The sequence below is a fragment of the Corynebacterium sp. TUM25015 genome (assembly GCF_056393505.1).
Genome location: NZ_CM150783.1, coordinates 733,292 through 757,829 on the forward strand (window position 1 = coordinate 733,292; position 24,538 = coordinate 757,829).

Annotated in this window: 12 protein-coding genes and 3 rRNA genes; 10 read left to right on the forward strand and 5 right to left on the reverse strand. The window is 57.2% G+C overall.

The window, feature by feature from the left end:
• Positions 1–3 precede the first annotated feature (3 nt).
• Complete coding sequence (locus AC06DS_RS03390; protein ID WP_477100994.1) at positions 4–2,124, reverse strand: M13 family metallopeptidase; 2,121 nt, start codon at positions 2,122–2,124, stop codon at positions 4–6.
• 210 nt (positions 2,125–2,334) lie between these two features.
• On the opposite strand from AC06DS_RS03390, the gene AC06DS_RS03395 reads away from it, so the two are divergent.
• The 3 genes from AC06DS_RS03395 to AC06DS_RS03405 all read left to right on the forward strand — a co-directional run bounded on the left by AC06DS_RS03395 (position 2,335) and on the right by AC06DS_RS03405 (position 5,653).
• Positions 2,335–3,147, forward strand: coding sequence for a hypothetical protein (locus AC06DS_RS03395; protein ID WP_477100995.1), 813 nt, complete (start codon positions 2,335–2,337; stop codon positions 3,145–3,147).
• Between the two features lie 175 nt (positions 3,148–3,322).
• Positions 3,323–4,108, forward strand: a complete 786-nt coding sequence (locus AC06DS_RS03400; RefSeq protein ID WP_477100996.1) for a PrsW family intramembrane metalloprotease — start codon at positions 3,323–3,325, stop codon at positions 4,106–4,108.
• A gap of 123 nt (positions 4,109–4,231) precedes the next feature.
• Positions 4,232–5,653 (forward strand): glycoside hydrolase family 25 protein, encoded by a 1,422-nt coding sequence (locus tag AC06DS_RS03405; RefSeq protein WP_473964065.1) that lies wholly within the window; start codon positions 4,232–4,234, stop codon positions 5,651–5,653.
• 251 nt (positions 5,654–5,904) lie between these two features.
• Here the strand turns inward: AC06DS_RS03405 and AC06DS_RS03410 are convergent, their stop codons facing one another.
• From AC06DS_RS03410 to AC06DS_RS03420, 3 genes are all read right to left on the reverse strand, one after another.
• On the reverse strand, positions 5,905–9,372 hold the full coding sequence (locus AC06DS_RS03410) for an arabinosyltransferase domain-containing protein (protein WP_477100997.1): 3,468 nt from the start codon (positions 9,370–9,372) through the stop codon (positions 5,905–5,907).
• Between the two features lie 158 nt (positions 9,373–9,530).
• Entirely contained in the window at positions 9,531–11,630 is a 2,100-nt protein-coding gene (locus AC06DS_RS03415) for a galactan 5-O-arabinofuranosyltransferase (protein WP_477100998.1), read from the reverse strand.
• Positions 11,631–11,678: 48 nt separating this feature from the next.
• A complete protein-coding gene (locus AC06DS_RS03420; protein ID WP_477100999.1) occupies positions 11,679–13,031 on the reverse strand; it encodes an NYN domain-containing protein in 1,353 nt (450 codons plus the stop codon).
• Between the two features lie 166 nt (positions 13,032–13,197).
• Between AC06DS_RS03420 and AC06DS_RS03425 the strand changes: the two genes are divergently transcribed.
• From AC06DS_RS03425 to AC06DS_RS03455, 7 genes are all read left to right on the forward strand, one after another.
• Positions 13,198–13,572 carry a GntR family transcriptional regulator gene (locus AC06DS_RS03425; RefSeq protein ID WP_293791666.1) on the forward strand — a complete coding sequence of 125 codons (375 nt, stop codon included), beginning with the start codon at positions 13,198–13,200 and terminating at the stop codon, positions 13,570–13,572.
• Complete coding sequence (locus AC06DS_RS03430; protein ID WP_477101000.1) at positions 13,569–14,519, forward strand: ATP-binding cassette domain-containing protein; 951 nt, start codon at positions 13,569–13,571, stop codon at positions 14,517–14,519. The genes AC06DS_RS03425 and AC06DS_RS03430 overlap by 4 nt, the downstream gene beginning before the upstream one ends.
• 107 nt (positions 14,520–14,626) lie before the next feature.
• Entirely contained in the window at positions 14,627–15,922 is a 1,296-nt protein-coding gene (locus tag AC06DS_RS03435) for an ABC transporter permease (protein WP_477101001.1), read from the forward strand.
• Positions 15,923–16,632: 710 nt separating this feature from the next.
• Positions 16,633–18,155: ribosomal RNA gene (locus AC06DS_RS03440) — 16S ribosomal RNA — on the forward strand.
• A gap of 402 nt (positions 18,156–18,557) precedes the next feature.
• Positions 18,558–21,628: ribosomal RNA gene (locus AC06DS_RS03445) — 23S ribosomal RNA — on the forward strand.
• A 147-nt stretch (positions 21,629–21,775) separates the two neighbouring features.
• Positions 21,776–21,893, forward strand: a 5S ribosomal RNA gene (gene rrf / locus AC06DS_RS03450).
• The 16S, 23S and 5S rRNA genes sit together here, the layout of an rRNA operon.
• Before the next feature lie 87 nt (positions 21,894–21,980).
• Positions 21,981–23,492 (forward strand): MFS transporter, encoded by a 1,512-nt coding sequence (locus tag AC06DS_RS03455; protein ID WP_477101002.1) that lies wholly within the window; start codon positions 21,981–21,983, stop codon positions 23,490–23,492.
• 15 nt (positions 23,493–23,507) lie between these two features.
• Here the strand turns inward: AC06DS_RS03455 and AC06DS_RS03460 are convergent, their stop codons facing one another.
• A complete protein-coding gene (locus AC06DS_RS03460; protein WP_477101003.1) occupies positions 23,508–24,524 on the reverse strand; it encodes a pseudouridine synthase in 1,017 nt (338 codons plus the stop codon).
• Between the last annotated feature and the right edge of the window lie 14 nt (positions 24,525–24,538).

Here is a 24,538-nt window from a genome sequence, read left to right on the forward strand (position 1 = left end):
GCGCTACCAGATGCAGACGCGCTCGTCCTCGGCGAGCCACATGCTATCGCCTTCGCGCACATCGAAGGCTTCGTAGAACTCCGCAATATTGCTGGAGACCACGTTGCAGCGGAACTCCGCGGGGGAATGCGGATCAATGGAGGCGTACTGCGCCGCCATCTGCGGGCGGATAGCGGTCTGCCAGATCCGGGCCCAGCGCAGGAACACTCGCTGCAGAGCAGAGTATTCGGTGGTATCCGGGTTGCCTTCAGCATCTAACAGTCCGTCCACCGGCAGCTTTTCTGCAGTCTCAAACGTCTGGCCTTGGTCGGCGAGATAGCGCCGCAGGGCAACGATGGCGATGCCCAGTCCGCCCAGGTCGCCAATGTTTTCGCCGAGGGTAAAGCTGCCGTTGACCTTGTGCTCGGTAATGCCGCGCTGGCGCAGACCAGTCGGAACCAGGCCGTCGTACTGCGCGACCAGCTTGTCGGTCAGAGCGGTGAAGGCCTCCCGATCCTCCTCGGTCCACCAGGAGTTTAGATTGCCGTCGCCGTCGTACTTGGAACCCTGGTCGTCGAAACCGTGTCCGATCTCATGGCCGATCACCGCACCGATGGCGCCGAAGTTACCGGCCATATCCGCCGCCGGGTCGAAGAATGGCGGGCGCAGGATCGCTGCGGGAAAGGTGATGTCGTTTTTCACCGGGTTGTAGAAGGCGTTAACCGTCTGTGGGGTGGCGAACCAGGTTTCGTTATCACTGGGCTTGCCCAGCTTCTCTACCTCGTAGTTGTGGTTAAAGCGGCTGGCCGCCCAAACATTTGCCAACAGGTCCGCACCGGTCGAGCCGAACTCCAGGCCACTGAAGTCTCGCCATTTGTCTGGGTAGCCGATCTTCGCCTGGAACTTGTCCAGCTTGGCCAAAGCCTTCTCGCGGGTGGCGGGGGTCATCCACGCCAGTTCGCTAATGCGCTCGCGGTAGGCGGCGATCAGGTAGTCCACCAGCTCTAGCATCTTCTGCTTGTGCTCAGGTGGGAAGTGCTGGGCGACGAACTTCTTGCCGACCTCTTCGCCCACGGCGCCTTCGACCAGTCCGACGCCACGCTTCCACCGCGCCCGCTGCTCCGTAGCCCCGGAGAGCGTGCGACCGTAAAACTCCCAGTTCCGCAGGTTCACTTCCGTCGGCAGGTAGGCCGCGTTGCTGAGGATGACTCGCCAATATGCCCAGAGCTTCCACTCGTCGAGACCACTGACCTCTGGTTTATCGCCCTCGCCGGTGGCCATCGCAGCCACGTGCTCCAGGTAGCTGGGCTGGCACACGACGATGGTGGAGCCGCCCGGGCTCTGCGGATCCACGCCCGTGGCCGCAAGCCACTCGCGGAAGGGGAATCCCGTCGGCAGGTCATCCACCTTGGTCGGGTTGTAGGTTTTCTCGGCATCGCGGCTGGTCACGTTATCCCAGTGTCCGCGTGCGAGCTCGGTTTCGAAGGCACAGATGGCATCGGCTGCCGCGGTAACACCGGCGTCGGCGTACTTGCCTGGCAGTTCTAGTTCGCTGACCAGCTGCAAGATGTCTTCGACGAACTCCCGGTATGCCTCGCGGGTAGCTGCGTGCTGCTCTTCGCGGTAGTAGGCCTCGTCCGGTAGACCCAAGCCCGTTTGCACCAGGTAGGCACGCTCAATGTCCTGGCTGGAATCCTTTTCGATCCAATATCCGACAACACCTCCGGTGCCTTCCACGTCAAGCCTGCCGAGTACCTCGGCGAGGTCGCGCACTGAGGTGGCGTCACTAATTAGACCCAAAGGCTTGCGCAGGCCATTAAGTCCGGCGGCGGCGATGCCTTGAACGTCCATAAAAGAGGAATACAGTGCGCCTACCCGACCGTTCGGCTCATTGCTAGCTGCGGTCTCGACGATCTGGCGAACCTCTTGCTCAGCGCGGTCTCGCAGTTGGTGGAAGGTGCCATCCACGGGACGATCGCTGGGGATCTTGTGAGTACTGAGCCATGCGCCGTTGACATGGCGGTACAGATCCTGAGCAGGGGAAGGCTGGGTGGCTGTACCCGCTTGGCCTTGCTCCGGCGCCTCGGAGATATCGTCCGGAATCGCTGCGGACGGGGTGTTATCTTGCGCGTTGTTTTCTGTCATGCCCACCACCTTAGACATCGCCAGGCACCGCTGTGGACGCCGGTACGGACGGCGGTGTCGTGCGTAGTAGTTAGGCTATTGCGTATGTTCCATCATTCAGCACCCCAGGGGCGGCCACCTGGTCCACCGCCCGGACCTCCACTAGGCCCGCCGCATCGTCCAATGCCACAGCCAATGCCGGCGATGCAGCCGATACCAACCAGACAGCCTGTGCAACCCCCACCCACGGTGTACCGTCCTGCGCCGACTAATCCGAAACGTCGCGGAGCCTATTCCGCGTACCTTTTGGCGGCGCTGTTTTTGCTGGTCGGTAGCGCTTTTATTGCCGATGCCACCCTGGAAGATGAGCCGCAGGGTCTAACAGTCGCGGACGGGATGGCGGACTCGGTGCTTACTTATTCAGAGTGGCCGCTGCGGTTTTCGACGCTCGAAGAGTGCCATGATTCCGCTGGCCTGGGGCGCCCTGGAGTAATGGAGCTGGATTGCGATGGGGAAGACTATGGCGTGACTGGGTTTTCGGGAGTGGACGTGAAGGGGGACGCCGAGAACGTTGAGCACGCGATCAACCGTGCTGTTCGCGCCATTATTTTCCAGGACGGCGTGGAATTGAAGTCGACTGATGTGATGAACAAGCTTTCCGCGGAGGATCGAGCCACATTAGAAAAGGCGGAGGTCAAACAGCTGCGCGTGACTCAGAGCTATTCGCGGGGAGACCAGAAATACGTGGGAGTTGCGTTTGTACGCGATCCCGACGCAGCCAAGAAGACCAAAGACGGAGAAGGAAAAGGGGACAGAGAAGGGGCAGCGGACACGGAGCCTGGAAACGAGCTGGAGCATAGCCTGCAGCCCGATGGCAAGGTGCCGATGGTGGTGGTGCAGGTGCCGGTGAAGTCGGCGTCACTACAAGAACAGATGGAAGAAATCGGCGAGCTTGTGCGTGGTGTGCGCCTTGGCGGGGAAAAGGATAGCGACAGTGCAAAGAGCAACCATGGGGAAGAAAGCACGGGTGAAATAGATGTTTAAGGCGCGAAATTACCGTGTGTTCGAGGTGCCGCTGGAGTTTCACCTCAAACATGCGCCACATCAACGTCCAAAGCTGGGATTGTTTCGCGACGCCTGGATGGTCTTGTACTGGCTGATTCTGATTCCATGCTTGGGGATCTCACTGTTCCTGCTGATTGGAAATAATCCTTCTAGGGTGAGCCCCACGCTGGGTGTGGTGTTTGTGATGGGCATGGTGCATCTGGCGTTGGCGCTGTTGTGTGTTTGGGCGCTGCCTATATTTAAAGGCACGCCGAAGCGATTAACGGTACTGGCGCTGCTGTGGGGCGGAGCGGCTTCGGTTGTGCTGGCGGCAGCGGTGATCCAGCCGCCCGTGGTTAATACCGTGGACAAGCTGGGGTGGCATTCCGTGACCGCTAGCTTCGCAGGTGCCTATCCGGAGGAGATTGCGAAGGGGCTGGGCATTTGGCTGTTGCTGTGGATGGGGCGCACCTGGTGGAACCGGCCATGGCATGGCATCGTCGCTGGACTACTGGTCGGTTTGGGCTTTGAAGTGTTTGAGAACATGATGTACGCCATGATGTTGGCCGTGATGAATCCTGTCTCTGACCAGCAGGGTGCGATATCAATGTATTTACTGCGGCTGGTAGCGGGCCCTGCAAAGCACATGATGTTCAGCGCGTTGGTCGGGTACGGGATTGGCCTGGCAATGTACGTCGGCGCAAAGGCGGGAAAGCAGCGTTCCGCATTGTGGCGGCTGGGGGCGATTGTGCTGTGGGGTGGCCTAGGATTCTTGACGCACTTCGCGTGGAATGTTCGCTGGATGGATGAATCCGCGGGGTTCCAGTTGGTGTGGATGGCGCTGGTGTGGGTGCTTCTCGCTGCGTTGGTGGTGTGGCTCATCGTGTGGACCAGCAGGGAGTATAACCAGTGGAAGAAGCGGGGTGTTTGCCCAGCTGTGACGATATACCAGCGAGTGTGATTAAAATCACATATGGGTTTGATCAGGGGTTTTGTAGCTAAAGCTTTCGTGCGGTGAAGAGTGTTCTCCATGTTACCCGTGGGGACAGTGTGAAAGTTGTGGCTTTTGGGTATGGTGTGATTCATGATTTCACTGCCTTGGCGCCGCTCCACGCGCACGTCCGTACCTCAACGCCTCACCGCAACGGCACTCGCTGGCTCCGCTTTGACGGTGGCAGCACTCGTCGCCACCGATGTCGTTCCCGTCCCGTCATGGGCTCTGAACGGCATTGATGTCGCTTCTCACCAGCACCCCGGTGGTGCAGCTATCGACTGGACCGCTGTGAAGCAGTCCGGCCAGTCCTTCGTCTTTGTGAAGGCCACCGAAGGCACGGGATACACCAACCCGGCCTTCACCACAGACTCCGCGAAGGCACAGCAGGCCGGCCTCGTGCCAGGAAGCTACCACTACGCTCGTCCGGGTAACCGTGACCCGCGTGGTGAGGCCCGCCACTACGCTGCCGTGCTGGCAACTGGCGTGCAGCCTTCCCTGCCGCCAGTACTGGACCTGGAAGAAAATGGTGGTCTGAACCCGACTGAGCTGCAGAACTGGGTTCGTGAATGGATTGATGAGATCAAGACCCTGACCGGCCGCGATCCGATCATCTACACCTACTACAGCTTCTGGATCCAGCGGATGGCGAACACCACTGAGTTCTCTGAGTACCCGTTGTGGCTGGCTTACTACCGTGATTCCCTGCCCGAAAACATCCCAGGCGGTTGGGATCACGTGACCTTCTGGCAGTACTCCGGCTCCGGCAACGTTAACGGTGTACAGACCCAGGTGGATCTAAATAAGTACTACGGCGATGACGCCGCCTTGAATGCTTTGGCCTCTGGTATGCCCGCAGATTCCGCTGCAGGCCAGGCCTCCCAGGCTATGGATGCTCTGCGCCCTGCCGTGGATGGCGAGGCAGCAGTTGCTAACCAGATTGAGCACGCAACTGGTGTGAACGTCCCGCTGGCCTCGGACTTTATGATGCAGCTGCTGGGCGTTATCGGCGGTCGTGTACCGGCGGAGACGCTGCTGACCCAGGGTGCAGCACAGATCCAAGGCATGGATCCCGCGCAGGTAGCCGGTTCCGCCGGTGGCCAGGGCCAGGGCGCACAGGTATCCGGCTCGATGAAGACCGCCCAGGAAGTGCTGACTGCCTACACAGCACTGTCCGGTGCCCTGAAGGAGTTCAATACTGGTGGCAAGAAGCTGCCGGTTGACGCAATCCTGAAGCTGGTTCAGGGCGTAGCGCCGGGCGCGGGCGCCCAGGGTGGCACCGTGAATATCGGTCAGGTTCTGGATCTGCTGCAGAAGTTCGGTGGTATTTCTGACTGGAACGCCAAGCTGGAGAACGGCGAGGTTGCCCCTGATGCAAACGCCTTTGCCGATCTTGCTGACGCCGCTAAGTCCGCGCAGCTCGACGGACCCGTTCCGGCTGAGGCAGCTGCAGCTCCGGCTGCTCCTGCAGCAGCGGTTCCGCCCGCTGCGCCAGCTCCGGCAACAGCTAACTAGGAGACTAAATAGGAGAGTCGTAGAGCTCCCACGCTGTTGGCATCCAAAGCGCCGCCCCGCTCAGGGCGGCGCTTTTCTTATGCGCACTTCCTTGTGTCTGCGTGCGTTCGGTGCCAGGTGCGTGGCTGTGCGCGTAAGTGCTGGGTGGCGGTGCTGTCTGCGCCCAGTACTGCGCTCAGCCCGCTCGGAGTTCTTGGCTACCTTAGTACTGCAAACCCCCCGGGCTCGGGAGCCCGTCCCCCCACGGGACTCTAGTCCGAGAACTTCATCGGGCCGTTATACCAGAGCCCGGAGCGCTTTTCTGTCTGGGTATCGAGCTTTACGGGCTTCGGTGTGTCACCGTTCGCGTTCGGGAACGCCGTCAGCTTATCCAGCACGCCCCAGTCGCGCTGCCAATCGTCCTGCAAGTAGGTCGGCAGTTCCTCGGCCTGCGAGGTCATCTGTACCAGACCGTAGGATCCACCACCGGCGTAGTCCATCACTGGCGTGTGATTGCTGCGCACGTCGTGGTCAGGGGAAATACGGAACTTGGCTGGCTCTGCTACGCCCGCCCAGTGATCGTAGGGCTTCTGGCAGGGGAATTGGAACGCAATGGTCCAGTCCAGCAGTGTCGGCGCCTCCGATCCGACATAGTCGTTCAGAGACTCCATCTCGGGCACTCGTGGCGGCGTGATGGCGATCCACTGTGCGGGCGTCAAGTTCGGATCATTGGCGACGATCCGCACAGAATCCGCATCCTGCGGCACCTGATCCATCGGGATGCGCAGGTTGCGCCACTCCGGTGCGTAGCCGGGATCCAGCGGAATGTACTCGCCGACCTTCTCGAAGTCCTCGGCATTCTTGGATCCGCCGGACTTACCAAACTCGACCTTGATCTCCTGGCCGTACTTATAGATGCCATCCATGTCGAAGTGTCCGACCTGACCGGCCACGCTGAACACCAGCAGAGGCTTGCCATCGCGATCCTTCGGCAGGCTGTACCAGCTGGTTGTGGTGTTCGCTGGAACCTGCAGACCCTCGGTGTACGAGCCCACAACCGGCACCTTGTTCGGGTCGATTCCGAACGGCAGCACAGCATACGAGCCGTTCACGCCCTTGTCAGCGTGCAGGCCACCGGTGGTGCCGGAGGCATCGTTGCCGTTGTTGCTGCTGCTCTCTTCGCCCTTGGACTTCTTAGTTGCCTTATCTTGTGACGCCGAAGCCTGCGAGTCGTCGCTATCAGAGGACGTGTTGGAATCCGCAGAGTCCGAGCTCTCCTTCTTGAACTGGTCGGCCGAACCAACGGTCGACTGGGAGTCCCCGCTGGACTTGGAGTCAATCTTCGCGGGGATGTTGTTCGGCTTGAAACCGTGCCCACCAGCGCTGGATAGGGAGTCCTTCAGCGACGTGCCGTCGGCGGGTTCCAGGAAAGACTCATTGGTGTTGGTCTCCACCAGAACATCGGCGGCCTGATTACAGCTCTTGCCTGCGAGGGCCATCACGTTGCCCTTGCCAACGGAATAGGCGGGCCATTGGCTGACCATTCCCTTTGCCAAGGAGGCCAGAGTAAACAACACAGTGATGGTCGTTAGAACGGCGATCGGAGCGGCCGTGAGGCCGCGGAAGCGGTTGACCTTTTTAATCTCAGCTCGTTCGATGTTCGCGACTTCGGATGCATTGGTAGCGCGCGCCTGCTTGGCGTCGACAAGAAAGCCTACGACGGCACCCCAGATGAGGACAACCACGGAAATAGCGAGCACCATGCTGCTGATGGTGATTCCGGCGATCTGTACGGGCTTGTCCCACCACGGTACGCCGTACGAGGAGAGGTACCACCAGCCGTTGGGGCCGGCGAGCGTGAAGGCGAACAGCATCAGGGTAGAGCCCAAGAACAGGATCTGGTTGCGCCTCGTTTCTAGGGCGAAGCGCGATGCGGCCACCGCGGCCAATGCGGTAAGCGCTGCGCCGATACCGGCGAACACGCCGAAGTGGTGGGTCCACTTGGTAGGCGTGAACGTCATAAAGAACAGGGTGCCCAGGGTGACCAGCAGTAGGCGAGTGGACGGGCTTTTCGCCGCGCCGGCGATGCGTCCGTTGCGCAGCATGGCAGCCACGACAATACCGATGCAGAAGAACAGCATGACCATGGTGAAGCGACGCGGGAAGCTGCCGTCGACGGTCTGTTCCATGAGCGCCTCGTAGCGACGGAACTCGTCGTACCAGTGCATAGATGGACCGATTTCGCCGCGAAGCTTGATGGCTTCGGTGACGGTGCGAAGAGTCTGGTCAGCGAAAACGGCTGTGAGGATGGCAGTGCCCGCGGCCAAGAAAGGTGCGACCTGCGCCAGAATGGCCACGAAAACCGTCTTCTTGGGGGCGCCCTTTTCAGCGCCCAGCAGCGGAAGGCGGCGAGTGAGGATGCGGATCAAGGCACCCAGGGAAGCCAGCAGCGCCGATACGGCCATAAGGCCTGTCGGGCCGGCGCCCAGAGCCAGAGTGGCGATGATCGTGCCGACTGCGGCGGGCAGCAGGCGGTGTGTGGCAATGGCGCGCTCAAAGGAGACCCAGGCCAGCAGGGACAGTACGGCGATGATTGGCTCGGGGCGTGTGCCGTTGTTGAACGTCATCCAGAACAGCAGGAAAGTGGCGGCCATGGTCCAATGGGCGACCTTGCGCTGGTTGATTTTGGTGCCAAGGCGCGGCATGACCTCGCGGGAAAGTATGAGCCACGTGACGATTCCTGCGATAAGCGAAGGCAGGCGCATCCAAATGGAGGCGCTGCTGACGTGCGTCATCAGTGCAAGTAGGTCATAGAACGGGGAGCCGAAAGGAGACTCCGGCACGCCGAACCAGCGGTAGTAGTTGGCCATGTAGCCGGATTCGCCGGATACCTTGGCCATAGTCAGCAGGTAGCCGTCGTCCGAGGTATTGGCGCCAACAAAGTACCAGGCCAGCAGGATGAACCCCACTACGCCGTCCAGCGGGCGAGGCTTCCACCAGTTGCGGTGGAACAAGCGGCGGGAGGTAGTGCGCTTATCTAGGATGTCGATGCGGTATAGGCAGTACAGCGAAATCGCGGTGGCGACGATGCCTACGAAGATGGCCAGATATTTGATGACCGAGGGGGAGGACGTAAAGCGCGAATCAACGGTGACACGTGCCTGGAAATCAGCGCCGATTGTGTCCTGCGAGTTCTTCTCGGTGTTCTTGATGTCCGTGTAGATACCAGTCAAAGCCGGGCGGACATCGTCATTGATGGTGGAATCGAGCGGGTAGTCCAGGGATTTTTCCGCGTCGGGAACCCAGGCGTGGGTGGTCTCGTAGTCCGAGGTGATGTGCAGCTTGGCGTCATCCGGCAGCTGCTTCAGGGCATCCTTATTGATGGTTAGTGGCACGATGTTTCGCACGACGACGTCAAGGCTGTCGTCTGTGGAGCGAACGAAAAGGCCACGCAGTGTAGCTTCAGTGGACTCTGGTGGCAGGGTCGACAGGATGTTTGTCGCTCCATTGTCCAGATCTCGGATCTGCTTGATGGGCACCGTGATGTCTACGTCTTGGGGGACATAGGAGATCAGTGGCGCCTGGACAGATGTGAGTTCTTCGTCCTGAGGCCAGTTAAAAGAGGTCTGCACCTGGTTTACAGGCAGGAAAGGCAAAGAAAGGAACATGAATAAGCCGATGAGGCCCGAGACGATGGACGCTAACTTTAGTTTCCCTGTTGGCTGCTGAACTTTAGACACAACAGGTAATTGTAGGACACAAAGGAGCGAACGTAGAACTCAAACGGCCTGATTTCTGGGACTTCAGTCAATTAATGTTACGAAAATGATGTTCTGTGGCGCCCCTCAGGAAGTGGTCTGCGGTTCGACGCCCACATCTCAGTGTCTAAGCGAGGCGTTTAACGTTGGCGTACTGCGATGACGAACGGCCCCACCTGGTGCAGATTCCAGCCCCGAGCAAAAGCGCTCGCTTCGAATTCGATGGGGCGGAAACGTACATTCGGCTGGTTGGGATAAAGGTCATCCGCTACCAAATAGGTGAATGTGCCATTTCCGGCCCCCTTCACCTTTGGAAGCGGGCGGTCGACCCGATCGGCATCAATTGCCTCGTTCTTAGCCTCCGCCTTGTTAGTCTCCTTTTCCTTGTCGTCAGCAAGATCCAGCTGCCCGCGTACCAATAGTGCATCTGGAGCCTTCCAGCCATGAGCCTTTTCTGCCTCGTTCATAGCTGCCAGCAAGTCCTCGGGTTTGGTGATTTTCGCCCAGCGTTCGATCTCCTCGTTACGGCGGGCGAATTCTCCCAGTGGGTTGGCGTAGTGTGCGGTAAAGGCCTGGTAACCGTGGTAGGGGTAGTAGGCCATGAAGCTCTTCTCGTCTGTGAGCAGCACTTTATCCGCCCGGCCACCGAGCTCTTCGGAAAGAACTTGATCCACCTTTTGGTAGTACACGGCGGAGTCGCCCGGGAGTTTATCGCCGCGCTTTCCGTCGCCGTCGGTATCTGTATAGGCCGTGTCGATATAGCTTTCGTGGGCGGTAGGAATCTGCGTGGCGTAGTGAATGCCACAGATGGCCATCACGATGACCAACACGCGGCTTATCGAAACTGTGCCCCCGGCCTTCCGGAACTCTGGTGACAGCATCTGCGGCATGTACACCAGTCGCATATCCGCGATGGCAAGCACGCCGGCCACAGCAAGGATGATGCTGATGGGGACTGCCACGCGGAATCCCAGAAGCGTGGTGCCGAATACCGTCACAAGCAGTGACAACACAACCCATGCGTAGCACACGATGAGCCCGTAGGTCAGGGCGCGAACATCACCGTCTTTACGGCGGAGTACGAACCACATCAGCGCGATAAGCGAAAGAATGCCGATGGCGACGGATTCGAAGAAGGGAGTCGGCACCTGTGTAGCGACTTCCGGCAGGTAGTGCTGTGCGGTGCCCGTAGGCCCGTGGGGTTGGGTAAGAAGTGCCCAAAGGTATGGCGCCCATCCCAATAGCGCAATAGCCATGGAACCCATACCGATCATCACCAGTCTGATAAGTGGCTTTAGTGCGCGAGCGGTGACGGCACCGGCCACGGCCAGCACTATTACCGTCAATGCGGAAATGGCGGTGTACAGCGTGTAGAGGTTGGCCGATAGCCCGAGGTACAGGATGGATCCAACCAATGCGAAGCGACCGCCGTGTAGTGCGCGCCGGGCGATAATAAACGCCGGTGCCATGCCCATTGCCACGATCGCGGCGTAGGGTTCATCGCCACCCACGGTTAGCGTCACCGTGACAGTGACCAGTGCCAATGCGGCAGCGATCGGCAAGGACCCACAGATGCGCTGCCACACTGGCACCAACATACTGGCCGACATGGCCATAGTGATCAGTGCCCAGGGCTGCATTGCGACCCAGCCGGCGAGGCCGAACGTGCGGGCGAAAAGTCCTCCGCTAAAGAACCACAGTCCCGGATAGAACGAGGGCTGATCCAGGTATGCCATGTCCTCCCAGCCCAGGTGGTCCGTCATGCGTGTAAGGAACTGCGTACGAAACGCTTGGTCCACGCTGATGCCACCGAGGTAAAGCTGCGTTGCTGCTAGCGGGATTCCCAAAGCTGCCAGTACAAGAACAGCAGGGGCGAGGTACATCACCAGCTGCAACACTATAGAGGCCCAGGGGCGTAGCTCAGGACGATCCGTGCCGCGAGATGCCTCCTTATTGGCGTGCTTGCCGACCATCCACTTTGTTGGATAAGTCCACCAATAGCAGGCCAGGCCGGTTAGTACGACCACGATGACAATTGCGGCCGTCGTAAGGCCCCGCAGTACAAAACTGCTTGTAAACGCAGGGAAGTTCGTCTTCGCCATGATGAACCACCCCACGGTGGCTCCAGCGAAAGCAAGCATGCCGGTGATGGCCAAGCGTAAGAGAGTTTGGCGCGCCGACAGTGCGTCCTTGGTAAACGGTACTGTCCGGTCGGCCCGCGGAACAGAACTTGAGCTCATTGTTTCATTTTTACACACACCCCGGACAATCCCTGTTGCCCCACCGTTTTAGCGCAGCATGATTGCCCTAATGCCGGAGTGGAATCCGTCGCGCAGGCCTACGCGCTGAGCTTCGGAAAGCGTGTATTCGTGGAGCGTCTCGCAGGCGAATTGCAATAGCGGCCGATCGATTTCCGGGGGCAAGCCACCGCCAGAGAGCAGGTGGGCATTGTCGCGCTGCTCCTCGTTGGCCACGTTGTCAAACCACCACACGGCGTACTGCTGGCCGATATCCGAGGGGCTTTGTTCGCCCGCCGTTGCCCACACCTCATTCGGTAGGGGAACGTAGCGGCTACGCAGTTTGCGGTGTCGCGCCATCATGCCGGGGTTCGGGCGCGGCTTTGGCTTCGGTGCTTCGTCCGCTGTCTTTTCTGGTGACGCCACCGCCTCCGGCTTCTCCGCCTTATCAGTTGAACTGTCCCGCTCTGGTTCTGGGGTTCGCTCCGGCATGGAGTTCGGAGTAGGGGTCGGCGAAGGAGCAGACGTTGAGTGGGTGGCGGCGCCACGCGAAGTGGCGGCGGGGCCACTGCGCACGGGCGCCGGAATCTGTTGTGCGGGAGGTTGGTCTGTGCCTTCCTCTCCAGGTTTGTTCCCGGTCTCCTCAGTGGGGTTTTCCGCGCTGGGGGTGTCGCTGGCACCTTCCTCTTCGTTATCGCGCGTGTCGTCCTTTGCGTTAGTACCGTCGCCTGTGCTGGCGTTGTCGCCGGGAACGTCTGCGGAGGTAAGCACGCAGGGGCTGGAGTCCGCTGGTGCTTCTGCATCGCCCAATGGCTTTTCTTCGGGCTGCTCTGGTTGCTCGCCGGCGGGCAGTGGGCCTTCCAAGATTTGCAGGCGCATCGTGTCCCGGAAGTCCTCGCGGGGATCCAAGATCGTCGTTGTATCGCAGGCGAATCGCAGAGCGGAGGACATGGAATCCCAGCCGAAGCCATAGAGGTGCACACGGATGCCCGCGGCGACAGCCTCTTCGACGCCGGGCAGCATGTCGGCGTCGCCAGAAACAAGCACGATATCCGAAACCTGACGCTTCATCGCAGCGATAACGAGATCCGCCACAAGCCGCGTGTCGACTGCTTTTTGTGTGCGACGGTCGCCCCATTCAATGAGCTGGCCAGCGCGCAGTTGCACGCCCGGTTCACTGCGGAGGGAACGTTGGTAGCGGTGTGGTCCGGAGTCGGGAATGCCGTCGTACCAAAACTGCCGGTGAATGGGCTGTTTCAGCTGGTCTTGGATCATCTGTCCAAGTACGGAGACGACCTCCGGAAGGTCGATTTCTAACTGGGCGCGGGCGCCTGTGTCCCAGGAGTTATAAAAGCTCGCAAGCAGGTAAGACGTGTCGACATAGACCTGTGTTCTTTCCAACATTGTTCATTGCTCTTTTCGTTTCGTTAGTAGTTTGTTCTTTCCCTCTAGCATGCCTGAAAACTCTGTTGTATGGTTAGTTACACAAGTAACCAACCAGCTAACCAAAGGTGTTATCTCTGAATGAAAGCTGGGGACTTGTTTAGACGCTCATCGAAGAAGGTGCCCCGTGGACGAATCATCAACACCGCTTTTCCAGCAGGTCGCAGACCTCATTGCGGATGCGATTGTGGATGGGTCACTTCCTGAAGGTGAACGCGCCCCCTCGACAAACGAACTCGCAGAGTTTCACAGCATCAACCCCGCCACCGCCAGAAAAGGATTGTCGCTGCTCGTCGATCAGGGCGTTTTATCTAAGCGTCGCGGTGTCGGCATGTTCGTGGAACACGGCGCTCGCGAGACAGTTCTGGCTTTGCGCAAGGAGGCCTTCGCAGCCAGCTATCTGGTTCCCCTCGTGGATGAAGCCGCCAAATTGGGCATGAATCGCACACAACTCAAAACCCTCATGGACAAAGTCGCAGAAAGTAGAGGACTGTACGAATGAACGGCGCTCAACCCACCGGCAGAACTACTGTCTCCGCTCCCGATATCGAGCTGCGAGATGTCCGCCGCAAGCTCGGGACCACCCGCGCTCTCGATGGTGCAACCTCTCACCTCGCAGGAGGCCGCGTATATGGCTTGATCGGACGGAACGGTGCAGGCAAAACCACCCTTTTGCGTGCCATCGCCGGCCAGCTAAGAATAAAAGGAGAGATCTTCATCGGCGGCCAGCCTGTCTTCGATAACCCCGCCGTGCTGAGTCGCCTCATCCTCGCTGGCCCAGATGTGCCCTGGCCTACGGAAATTAAGGTCAAGCAGTTACTCAGCGTGGCCGCTGCACGCTGGGAGACGTGGGATAAGCATTACGCCAATCAGCTCTGTGAAGACTTCGACATTGATACGCGCAAGACACTAGCCAAACTCTCGCGCGGCCAGAAGTCCTTGGTTTCGATCGTTATTGGCCTGGCGGCACAGTGTCCCATCACCCTTCTGGACGAGCCGTACCTGGGACTTGATGTGCAAAACCGCGAGCTGTTCTATAGGCACCTTCTGCAAGACGTTGAACGTAACCCGCGAACATTCATTCTCTCGACGCATCACGTAGACGACGCAGCCCGCATCCTTGATTCCGTTGTCCTTCTCGACAAGGGGCGCATCACCGGCGTAGGCACCCTCGAATCCATCACCGAGCGCATTGCGATCCTCTCTGGTTCCGCCATGGCTGTCGAAGCCACGCTCGGCGAGGTTGGGGCTGCTAGTTCCGTACTTAGTGACGCCACATCCTCCGGGCTGCGCCGCGTGGTGCTCGACACTCACAGGCTGAGGACCGACAGTGCTGACTGTATAAACAGCGTCCAGGATCTTTCCTCCCGAATCGAAGGTAGTGGCGTGCGCGTAGTCGGTGCGGATCTGGAGCAGGCTGTGTTGGCGCTCACCGGAAGGGAGTTCTGATCCCAATGCTTTCCCCGCTAACGCCTTCCCCACAATCAACGGTTGAATCCGCAAAAAAGAAAACCGCCTACCAACCCCTGCCGCGGCGGACGCATTGGAGGCTTGCCATGCGCCAGCTGCTGGCCAACGCCAGCAGTTTCGGCTTTAGCTTTGCTTTTACGATTCCCCTCATCTTCTTTGTTAGTGGTGGGGAGCAGCTCAACGCAATGCAATTCGGTATCTACTTAATGTTCGGGCTTGCCCTGGGCCTTCAGCCGAGTACGACTGTCTGGGATAAATCACAACTGCGGGCGTTAGGAATGGGAGAGGCGGACATCCGCCGCAATTACCTCATTCTGATGCCGGTTGTGTCCGCAATAGTCTGCTGCGTGTTGGTCGCTTGCTACGTTCTGACGCGAGCGATCAACTGGCAAACCCCGTCATTCTGGATACTGCTTGCAACCGTTGTGGCCGTGAACCTGGCCTGCATCATCAGTGGCGTGGTGCGTGCGGGCGATAACAGTGAAGTGGTCGAGCGCACCACGGCGGAGGCTACCGATGAGGCCAACACTGTTGGTGAAGCCGGAGGGATAGCAAAGAGGTTTTCCGTAGTTCCCCTCGGTGCGCTTGAAGGAGTGTTGCACGTGGAAACTAGGTGGCGTCAGGAAGAAAAGAAGGTCAATAGCTCTAGCCCTAGCCCTACCGTGCTTGACTACTTCAGCACCTGGCGCATTGACAGGCACATGGTGTTGTTCCACTTGGTCATGCTGGTGGCGATGACGATCGGAATGATCGGGTGGTGTGCAACGGGGTTCTCTCCGAGTGGGGCGATGTGGCTGTACCCGGGTGCGATGACCCTGCTGGTATTAGCGGCATACTTTGGGGAGACACTGAATGTAAATCTGTGCAAATGGCTAGTCTTTTCAGGTGATCGACAACGCTGGTATGCACAAGTAACACGTCGGCTGCTTGTTTGGCTGCCTAGCATTGCCCTGCTGATGCTTATTGGCGTAGCAGAGTTTCTGCTGGTTCACTTTCTATTTCCTAGCTCCAGCAACTTAGAAGTGCATCTGGGTGGAGAGGAGCTGGCGCTGGCCGTTCTATCTGCCATGATCGTAGCGATACTGGTCGAGTTGGTAGCTATAGCGAGCTTTTGGGTCAATAATCGGTTCAGCGGGTGGCTGAAGTGGGTAATGATCGTTCTGTTCTGCTTTGTCGTCTCCGGTGCGGTGAGTGGGCTAGCAATTTTTGTCGGTGCCGACATAGAAGCTGCGGGGAACGGTGTCGGCCTAGTCGGAGTAATCACTGTGGCGCTGGCGGTCATACTGCTACTCATGCTGGCGGTATTGAGCCGGGGGATTAAGCGTTTCGATACGGCCAATGAGTCAATCAACGAGAACCTGGGGTTGAATGCGAAAGCTTAAAGTGACCCCTTAGGTGTGCGCGGTAAAGATAAGAAGAAAACGGCGTTGACCTGGTTGTTTGTGTTTGTGTTTGGGTGTGTGTACATTTATTCGAGTCAGCGCGACACGGCGCTGTGAGTGAGTAGCTTGCAGCAAGCCTTTGATGAGCGTGTCTGGCTAATCACTTTAGCTGTAAAAACAGTCTTTTGTTGTGTGCGAGTGCAACGGGTTGTTTACCGGGAATTTGCTTTTGATTCACGGTTGCTTTACACTCGTAATCCGTCGCAACGTGGCTGCCACTGTTGATGTGGTGTTGTTTGTTGTGTGCGTAGGTTGTTTGAGAACTCAATAGCGTGATGAACCAAGTTTAGATACTTTGTTGACCAACCTTTGTGTTGATTCTGATGCATTGTATGTCTTTTGCTTTGTGACTTGTTTCAGCTTCTCGTTGGCTCATATGGATTATGGGTTGATGGTGGTTACGCCAGCGTGGTGTTAACGTCTCCACGTTATGTAATGTGCGTATCCCAGCGTGCCTCTTTTTTGTGGGTGTGCGTTGGGCTGATGATGGTTTTGTTTGAAGTGGTGGATGTATGTTGTGTCGGTCAATGACCAGCGATGTTTTGTTGGTGTTGGTTGATGTGATTTATTTATCCTTTTTTCAATTCTTTTGTCAGTAATTTTGTTTTTTGTTTGCCTGGTTTTCAGGCTCGCCTGTGTCTGATGACATTTTTATGGAGAGTTTGATCCTGGCTCAGGACGAACGCTGGCGGCGTGCTTAACACATGCAAGTCGAACGGAAAGGCCTCTGCTTGCAGAGGTACTCGAGTGGCGAACGGGTGAGTAACACGTGGGTGATCTGCCTTGCACTTCGGGATAAGCCTGGGAAACTGGGTCTAATACCGGATAGGACCATGCTTTAGTGTGTGTGGTGGAAAGTTTTTCGGTGCAAGATGAGCCCGCGGCCTATCAGCTTGTTGGTGGGGTAATGGCCTACCAAGGCGACGACGGGTAGCCGGCCTGAGAGGGTGTACGGCCACATTGGGACTGAGACACGGCCCAGACTCCTACGGGAGGCAGCAGTGGGGAATATTGCACAATGGGCGCAAGCCTGATGCAGCGACGCCGCGTGGGGGATGAAGGCCTTCGGGTTGTAAACTCCTTTCGCTAGGGAAGAAGCCTTTTTGGTGACGGTACCTGGATAAGAAGCACCGGCTAACTACGTGCCAGCAGCCGCGGTAATACGTAGGGTGCGAGCGTTGTCCGGAATTACTGGGCGTAAAGAGCTCGTAGGTGGTTTGTCGCGTCGTCTGTGAAATCCCGGGGCTTAACTTCGGGCGTGCAGGCGATACGGGCATAACTAGAGTGCTGTAGGGGAGACTGGAATTCCTGGTGTAGCGGTGAAATGCGCAGATATCAGGAGGAACACCGATGGCGAAGGCAGGTCTCTGGGCAGTTACTGACGCTGAGGAGCGAAAGCATGGGTAGCGAACAGGATTAGATACCCTGGTAGTCCATGCCGTAAACGGTGGGCGCTAGGTGTGGGGGTTTTATTTACGATTCCCGTGCCGTAGCTAACGCATTAAGCGCCCCGCCTGGGGAGTACGGCCGCAAGGCTAAAACTCAAAGGAATTGACGGGGGCCCGCACAAGCGGCGGAGCATGTGGATTAATTCGATGCAACGCGAAGAACCTTACCTGGGCTTGACATACACCGGATCGCTGCAGAGATGTAGTTTCCCTTGTGGCTGGTGTACAGGTGGTGCATGGTTGTCGTCAGCTCGTGTCGTGAGATGTTGGGTTAAGTCCCGCAACGAGCGCAACCCTTGTCTTGTGTTGCCAGCACGTTATGGTGGGGACTCGCGAGAGACTGCCGGGGTTAACTCGGAGGAAGGTGGGGATGACGTCAAATCATCATGCCCCTTATGTCCAGGGCTTCACACATGCTACAATGGTCGGTACAGTGGGTTGCGATACCGTGAGGTGGAGCTAATCCCTTAAAGCCGGTCTCAGTTCGGATTGGAGTCTGCAACTCGACTCCATGAAGTCGGAGTCGCTAGTAATCGCAGATCAGCAACGCTGCGGTGAATACGTTCCCGGGCCTTGTACACACCGCCCGTCACGTCATGAAAGTTGGTAACACCCGAAGCCAGTGGCCCAAACTTGTTAGGGAGCTGTCGAAGGTGGGATTGGCGATTGGGACGAAGTCGTAACAAGGTAGCCGTACCGGAAGGTGCGGCTGGATCACCTCCTTTCTAAGGAGTATTTTTGTTTATTTTTTTCTGGGTGAATAGGTAACCGGTTCAGCCACGTTGTTGTGGTTGTTGGTTGTTGGATCGTGTCGCATTGTTTGTTTAAGAGTGTGCGTGTGTTGGGGTTGGCACTGTTTTGTGGGGTTGGGTTAGCGAAGTTTTTGGTTTGTCATGGCTGTTGGGTGTCTGGGACAATCTATTTTGTTCCTTTGTGTGAGCGCCTTGAAGTGATGTGATTGCCGATAGTGGTGATTGTGTTGTTTTGGGTGTTGTGTTGTTTGAGAACTGTATAGTGGACGCGAGTATCTTCTTTTTTGTGATTTTTGTTTGAAATCATTGTGTTCATGCGCTGATGGTCTGCACTGTTGTGGTGTGGGTTGTTGGTGTGTGGGTGTCTTAGTATTTTGTGTTGTCTGTGAAGGGCGCACGGTGGATGCCTTGGGCATGATAAGCCGATGAAGGACGTGGAAGGCCGCGATAGTCCTCGGGGAGTTGTCAATCGAGCGTTGATCCGAGGGTGTCCGAATGGGGAAACCTGGCCACAGTTGTGTGTGGTCGCTGCATGGATGAATTCATAGTTTGTGTGGTGGTAACGCGGGGAAGTGAAACATCTCAGTACCCGTAGGAGAAGAAAATAATAATGATTCTGCTAGTAGCGGCGAGCGAACGTGGATTTTGGCTAAACTGCATGCGTGTGATACCTGGCAGGGGTTGCGTGTGTGGGGTTGTGGGGTTGTGTTGTGCGGTGCTGCCATGCCGTGCCTTGGCATTGTGTGTTAGCGGAAGTGGTTTGGAATGGCCTGCCGTAGACGGTGAGAGTCCGGTACGTGAAAGCATGTGGTGTTGGGGTTGATGTGATACCCGAGTAGCAGCGGGCTCGTGGAATCTGCTGTGAATCTGCCGGGACCGCCCGGTAAGCCTGAATACTTATTGTGACCGATAGTGTATGAGTACCGTGAGGGAATGGTGAAAAGTACCCCGGGAGGGGAGTGAAATAGTACCTGAAACCGTGTGCCTACAAGCCGTCAGAGCCTTTTGGGTGATGGCGTGCCTTTTGAAGAATGAGCCTGCGAGTCAGCGGCATGTCGCGAGGTTAACCCGTTATGTGGGGTAGCCGTAGGGAAACCGAATCCTAATGAGGGTGTTGTGAGTGGCATGTCCTGGACCCGAAGCGGGGTGATCTACCCATGGCCAGTGTGAAGCAGCTGTAAGAGGCTGTGGAGGCGCGAACCCACTTAGGTTGAAAACTGAGGGGATGAGTTGTGGGTAGGGGTGAAAGGCCAATCAAACTCCGTGATAGCTGGTTCTCCCCGAAATGCATTTAGGTGCAGCGTCGTGTGTTTCTTGCCGGAGGTAGAGCTACTGGTTGGTTGAGCGGGACTATCATCTTAGCGACGTCAGCCAAACTCCGAATGCCGGTAAGTCAGAGCGCGGCAGTGAGACTGCGGGGGATAAGCTTCGTTAGTCGAGAGGGAAACAGCCCAGATCGCCGGTTAAGGCCCCTAAGAGTGTGCTAAGTGGAAAAGGATGTGGGATCGCGAAGACAGCCAGGAGGTTGGCTTAGAAGCAGCCATCCTTGAAAGAGTGCGTAATAGCTCACTGGTCGAGTGGTTCTGCGCCGACAATGTAGTGGGGCTCAAGTACACCGCCGAAACCGCGGAACTCAACTGTTGTTGGGTTGGTAGGGGAGCGTCGTGTGATCGTTGAAGCTGCCGGGTGACCGTGTGGTGGAGGTTATGCGAGTGAGAATGCAGGCATGAGTAGCGAATGATGCGTGTGAAACGTATCCGCCGGATGACTAAGGGTTCCTGGGTCAAGCTAATCTTCCCAGGGTGAGTCGGGTCCTAAGGCGAGGCCGACAGGCGTAGTCGATGGTTAACGGGTTGATATTCCCGTACCCGTGTGTGTGCGACCAATGGTGAATCAGTGATACTAACTGCCCTGAAGTATGCTGCATGCACTTTGTGTGTGTGGTGTGTGGATGCGTAGGACCTGATCTGGTAGTAGCCAAGCGATGGGGTGACGCAGGAAGGTAGCCAAGCCACTTATTGGATTGTGGTGTAAGCGTGTGGCCCGCAGGAATTGGTAAATCCGTCCTGCATGTAGGGTGAGGCGTGATGCGTACCCGTTGTGGGGATGTTGGTGATCCTATGCTGTCGAGAAAAGCCTCTAGTGAGTGCATGTACGGCCCGTACCGTAAACCGACACAGGTGGTCAGGTAGAGAATACTAAGGCGTTCGGGTGAACTGTGGTTAAGGAATTCGGCAAAATGGCCCCGTAACTTCGGGAGAAGGGGTGCCACTACTGGTGAACGACGTGTTGAGCTGGTGGTGGTCGCAGAGAATAGAGGGAAGCGACTGTTTACTAAAAACACAGGTCCGTGCGAAGACTTTAAGTCGATGTATACGGACTGACGCCTGCCCGGTGCTGGAAGGTTAAGAGGACCTGTTAGGACGCTTTGTCCGAAGCGGAGAATTTAAGCCCCAGTAAACGGCGGTGGTAACTATAACCATCCTAAGGTAGCGAAATTCCTTGTCGGGTAAGTTCCGACCTGCACGAATGGCGTAACGACTTCCCTGCTGTCTCAACCACAGGCCCGGTGAAATTGCAGTACGAGTAAAGATGCTCGTTACGCGCGGCAGGACGAAAAGACCCCGGGACCTTCACTATAGCTTGGTATTGGTGTTCGGTTCGGTTTGTGTAGGATAGGTGGGAGACTGTGAAGCGGTCACGCTAGTGGTTGTGGAGTCGTTGGTGAAATACCACTCTGATCGGATTGGGCATCTGAACCTCGGCCCGTGATCCGGGTTAGGGACAGTGCCTGGTGGGTAGTTTAACTGGGGCGGTTGCCTCCCAAAGTGTAACGGAGGCGCCCAAAGGTTCCCTCAGCCTGGTTGGCAATCAGGTGTTGAGTGTAAGTGCACAAGGGAGCTTGACTGTGAGACTGACAGGTCGAGCAGGTACGAAAGTAGGGACTAGTGATCCGGCACCGGCTTGTGGAAGCGGTGTCGCTCAACGGATAAAAGGTACCCCGGGGATAACAGGCTGATCTTCCCCAAGAGTCCATATCGACGGGATGGTTTGGCACCTCGATGTCGGCTCGTCGCATCCTGGGGCTGGAGTAGGTCCCAAGGGTTGGGCTGTTCGCCCATTAAAGCGGCACGCGAGCTGGGTTTAGAACGTCGTGAGACAGTTCGGTCTCTATCCGCCGTGCGCGTTGAAACTTGAAGAAGGCTGTCCCTAGTACGAGAGGACCGGGACGGACATACCTCTGGTGGGCCAGTTGTCACGCCCGTGGCATGGCTGGTTGGCTACGTATGGGAGGGATAACCGCTGAAAGCATCTAAGCGGGAAGCCTGTTCTGAGATGAGGTTTCTTTTGAGGTTCCCTATAGATTATGGGGTTGATAGGCCGGATCTGGAAGTCATGTGAGTGATGGAGGTGACCGGTACTAATTGGCCGATGTTCAACACATTGAACCACGTTTGTGGTTGTGGCTAAGACGATTTCGGATTGTCGCATGGGTTGTGTACTCGCGTTTGTTATGCAGTGTCTGGAACGGCACTACACACCAGCGAACCCTGGGGTTTGGTTGGGTGTGTGTTTTGTTCTGATTGTGGTTTGTCGGTGGTTGTTAGCGGTGGGGTCACGCCCGGTCCCTTTCCGAACCCGGAAGCTAAGCCTACCTGCGCTGATGGTACTGCACCTGGGAGGGTGTGGGAGAGTAAGTCACCGCCGGCATTAAAACTTAATTTAAGGGAGTGTGTGCGTTAATTCGCACACACTCCCTTTTTTTATGCCCAAATTCGGATTGGTAGAGTTTTAACTATGACTGATAAGCCAGCTACAAATTCACCACTCCAACGCTGGCTACTCCTCGCTGTAGTTTGCTTAGGCATCACCATAATCACGCTCGACAATACGATCCTCTATACGGTGCTTCCCAGTCTGGTCGAGGACCTTGGCGCAACCAGTACCCAACAACTGTGGATTGTCAACGCCTACCCCGTTGTCATCGCTGGCCTTTTGCTCGGTACCGGGACTCTCGGAGACAAGATCGGTCACCGTCGAATGTTCATTACCGGACTGATTATCTTCGGTGTGGCATCCTTCTTGGCTGCCTTTTCCTATAGTGCCGCCGTCCTTATTCTCGGCCGCGCACTGTTGGCAGTGGGTGCGGCAATTATGATGCCCTCGACTCTGTCGCTCATTCGATTGACTTTTACCAATCCCCGAGAGCTTAATCTAGCTATCGGAATCTGGGCGAGCCTTTCCACCATCTCTGCGGCTCTTGGCCCCATTGTCGGCGGATTGCTTCTCGAAGCATTCTGGTGGGGATCGTGCTTCCTCGTCAACGTTCCGCTTGTCCTTGCTGCCCTGATGGCTCTGCCTTTTGTATCTATATCCGAGAATCCAAATCCCAACAAGCACTGGGATCTGGTCTCTTCTATCTATGCAATGGTTACCCTCGTCAGTGCCGTTCTCGTCATTAAAGAGAGCACTCACGTCCCACAGAACTGGCCAGTCATTGGGGTTGCTATCGTACTGTTCTTCGCCGGCGGATGGGCCTTCGCGCGGCGTCAAGAAATAATCGCACAACCCCTAATTACCCTCGACATCTTCCGTTACCCAGCTTTCCGCTCCGGGGTTCTTGGCGCAGCCTTGTCGATGTTCGCGCTTGCGGGGTTGCAATATATCACCACTCAGAAGCTGCAGCTCGCCGATGGCCTTAGCCCGTTGCGTTCGGGCGTGTACGTGACCTTTGCTGCATTGGGTGCATTGGTGACGTCGATCTACGCAGGAGCGCGCTTAGCCAGTCTCGGCATTAGACGGCTGATAGCCGGAGGAATGGGGGTCGCCACGCTCGGGGGCGTAGTTCTGTGCCTCTACGGTCTTGTGGGATCGACGCCCCTTCTTCTCAGCGGCCAATTCATCATGGGCGTGGGGCTCGGCGCTGTGATGTCGGTAGCCTCCATTGCGATGGTCTCAGGTGTGCCGAGCCACCGAGCGGGAATGGCCTCAGCAGTAGAGGAAGTTAGCTATGAGTTCGGTTCACTAACCTCAATTGCGGTGCTTGGAAGCCTCGTGACATTTTTCTATTCACTGCTGATTAACATTCCCACAGACGCTCCTGCGGAGGCACAAGAGAGCCTGCACTCGGCGGTGCACCTGGCACATGCTGCAGAGGCAAGCTGGGCAGACCTCCTCCTCGCTGCAGCCGATACGGCCTATTCACAGGCCTATGCTCTCATTTCTGCATTAGTCGTCATCGTGCTGGCAGTTGGTTCCCTCTATACGGCTCGTATTCTGCGGGGCGTAACAGTGGAGCTGGAAGACTGACGCGAGTCCCCGCCTCTAATAGCGGCTAATAAATGTCCGGGGTTCACCGGTCAGTGGATCGGGGAAGTGAAGCTCCTTTGCAATAAGACCCATGGGGGTAGCAAAGTCCTCGTCTTCCACGTAAACCGGCCGGGGAGTTGGGGCGTCCATACTAAAGAGAGCGTCATCCGAAAGATCGCTATACAAAGGGTCGTTGATGATCGGCAGGCCCAAAGAACGTAGCACGACTCGCAACTGGTGCGTTTTGCCGGTACGTGGCTCTAGGCGCCAGACCAAGACTTCACGACCATCGCGCTGTTCCGTGCGCAGGCCAGTAACAAGCGTGACGGCATTCGGAGGCCCCGCGGTCAAGATTGTGCTGAGATGCCCGCGCGTTTTGGACATGCTGTGCTCCAGCCGCCACGGATGCTCTGGTGTCGGAAGATCCCACGAGCGCCAGGCAGCCAGTGGGGCAATAGGGTCGAAGGGGGCCTCCTTGGGGAGAGGAGTAAGTGCCTCGTAGACCTTGTGGGGGATACGGCGCTCGAACATCGTCTGATAGGCACCCCGGATCTCCGGACGGGCGGTCATTAGCAGCACCCCACGGGTCAAGCGGTCGAGGCGATGGGAGGGGGAAAGCTCCGGAATGCCGAGCTGTACCCGTGTCTTTACCAAAGCAGTTTCCGTAATGTGCTGACCGCGCGGGAGAGTGGCGAGAAATGGCGGCTTATCAACGACGACGATATCCGCATCCTGATGAAGCACCGCGATCTCACCCGGCACGGGGCGTTCGGGTGCAGGGCGACGATAGAAATTAATAAAACTACCGGGGCGCAGAATATCGTCGGGCGCGAGTGGCTCACCGGAGTCGAGGCGTACTTCGCCAGCGGCGAAGCGTTCTAAAACGGCGCTAAAATTATCATCTTTTGCTCGGTGGCGTTGGGCGGAAATGAGGTGCCACAAAAAATCTTTTGCCACCCACGGCGTGTCGGTAGCTGGGGGAACAAGAATCCGCGTAGGATTGAGTCCCTTTTTTACTGGTAACGGTCCCATCAATTCGATATGCT

Coding starts and splice junctions, on each gene's coding strand:
- AC06DS_RS03390 (WP_477100994.1), bottom strand. CDS start 2,124: ATGACAGAAAACAACGCGCAAGATAACACCCCGTCCGCAGCGATTCCG.
- AC06DS_RS03405 (WP_473964065.1), top strand. CDS start 4,232: ATGATTTCACTGCCTTGGCGCCGCTCCACGCGCACGTCCGTACCTCAA.
- AC06DS_RS03415 (WP_477100998.1), bottom strand. CDS start 11,630: ATGAGCTCAAGTTCTGTTCCGCGGGCCGACCGGACAGTACCGTTTACC.
- AC06DS_RS03420 (WP_477100999.1), bottom strand. CDS start 13,031: ATGTTGGAAAGAACACAGGTCTATGTCGACACGTCTTACCTGCTTGCG.
- AC06DS_RS03430 (WP_477101000.1), top strand. CDS start 13,569: ATGAACGGCGCTCAACCCACCGGCAGAACTACTGTCTCCGCTCCCGAT.
- AC06DS_RS03435 (WP_477101001.1), top strand. CDS start 14,627: ATGCGCCAGCTGCTGGCCAACGCCAGCAGTTTCGGCTTTAGCTTTGCT.
- AC06DS_RS03455 (WP_477101002.1), top strand. CDS start 21,981: ATGACTGATAAGCCAGCTACAAATTCACCACTCCAACGCTGGCTACTC.
- AC06DS_RS03460 (WP_477101003.1), bottom strand. CDS start 24,524: ATGGGACCGTTACCAGTAAAAAAGGGACTCAATCCTACGCGGATTCTT.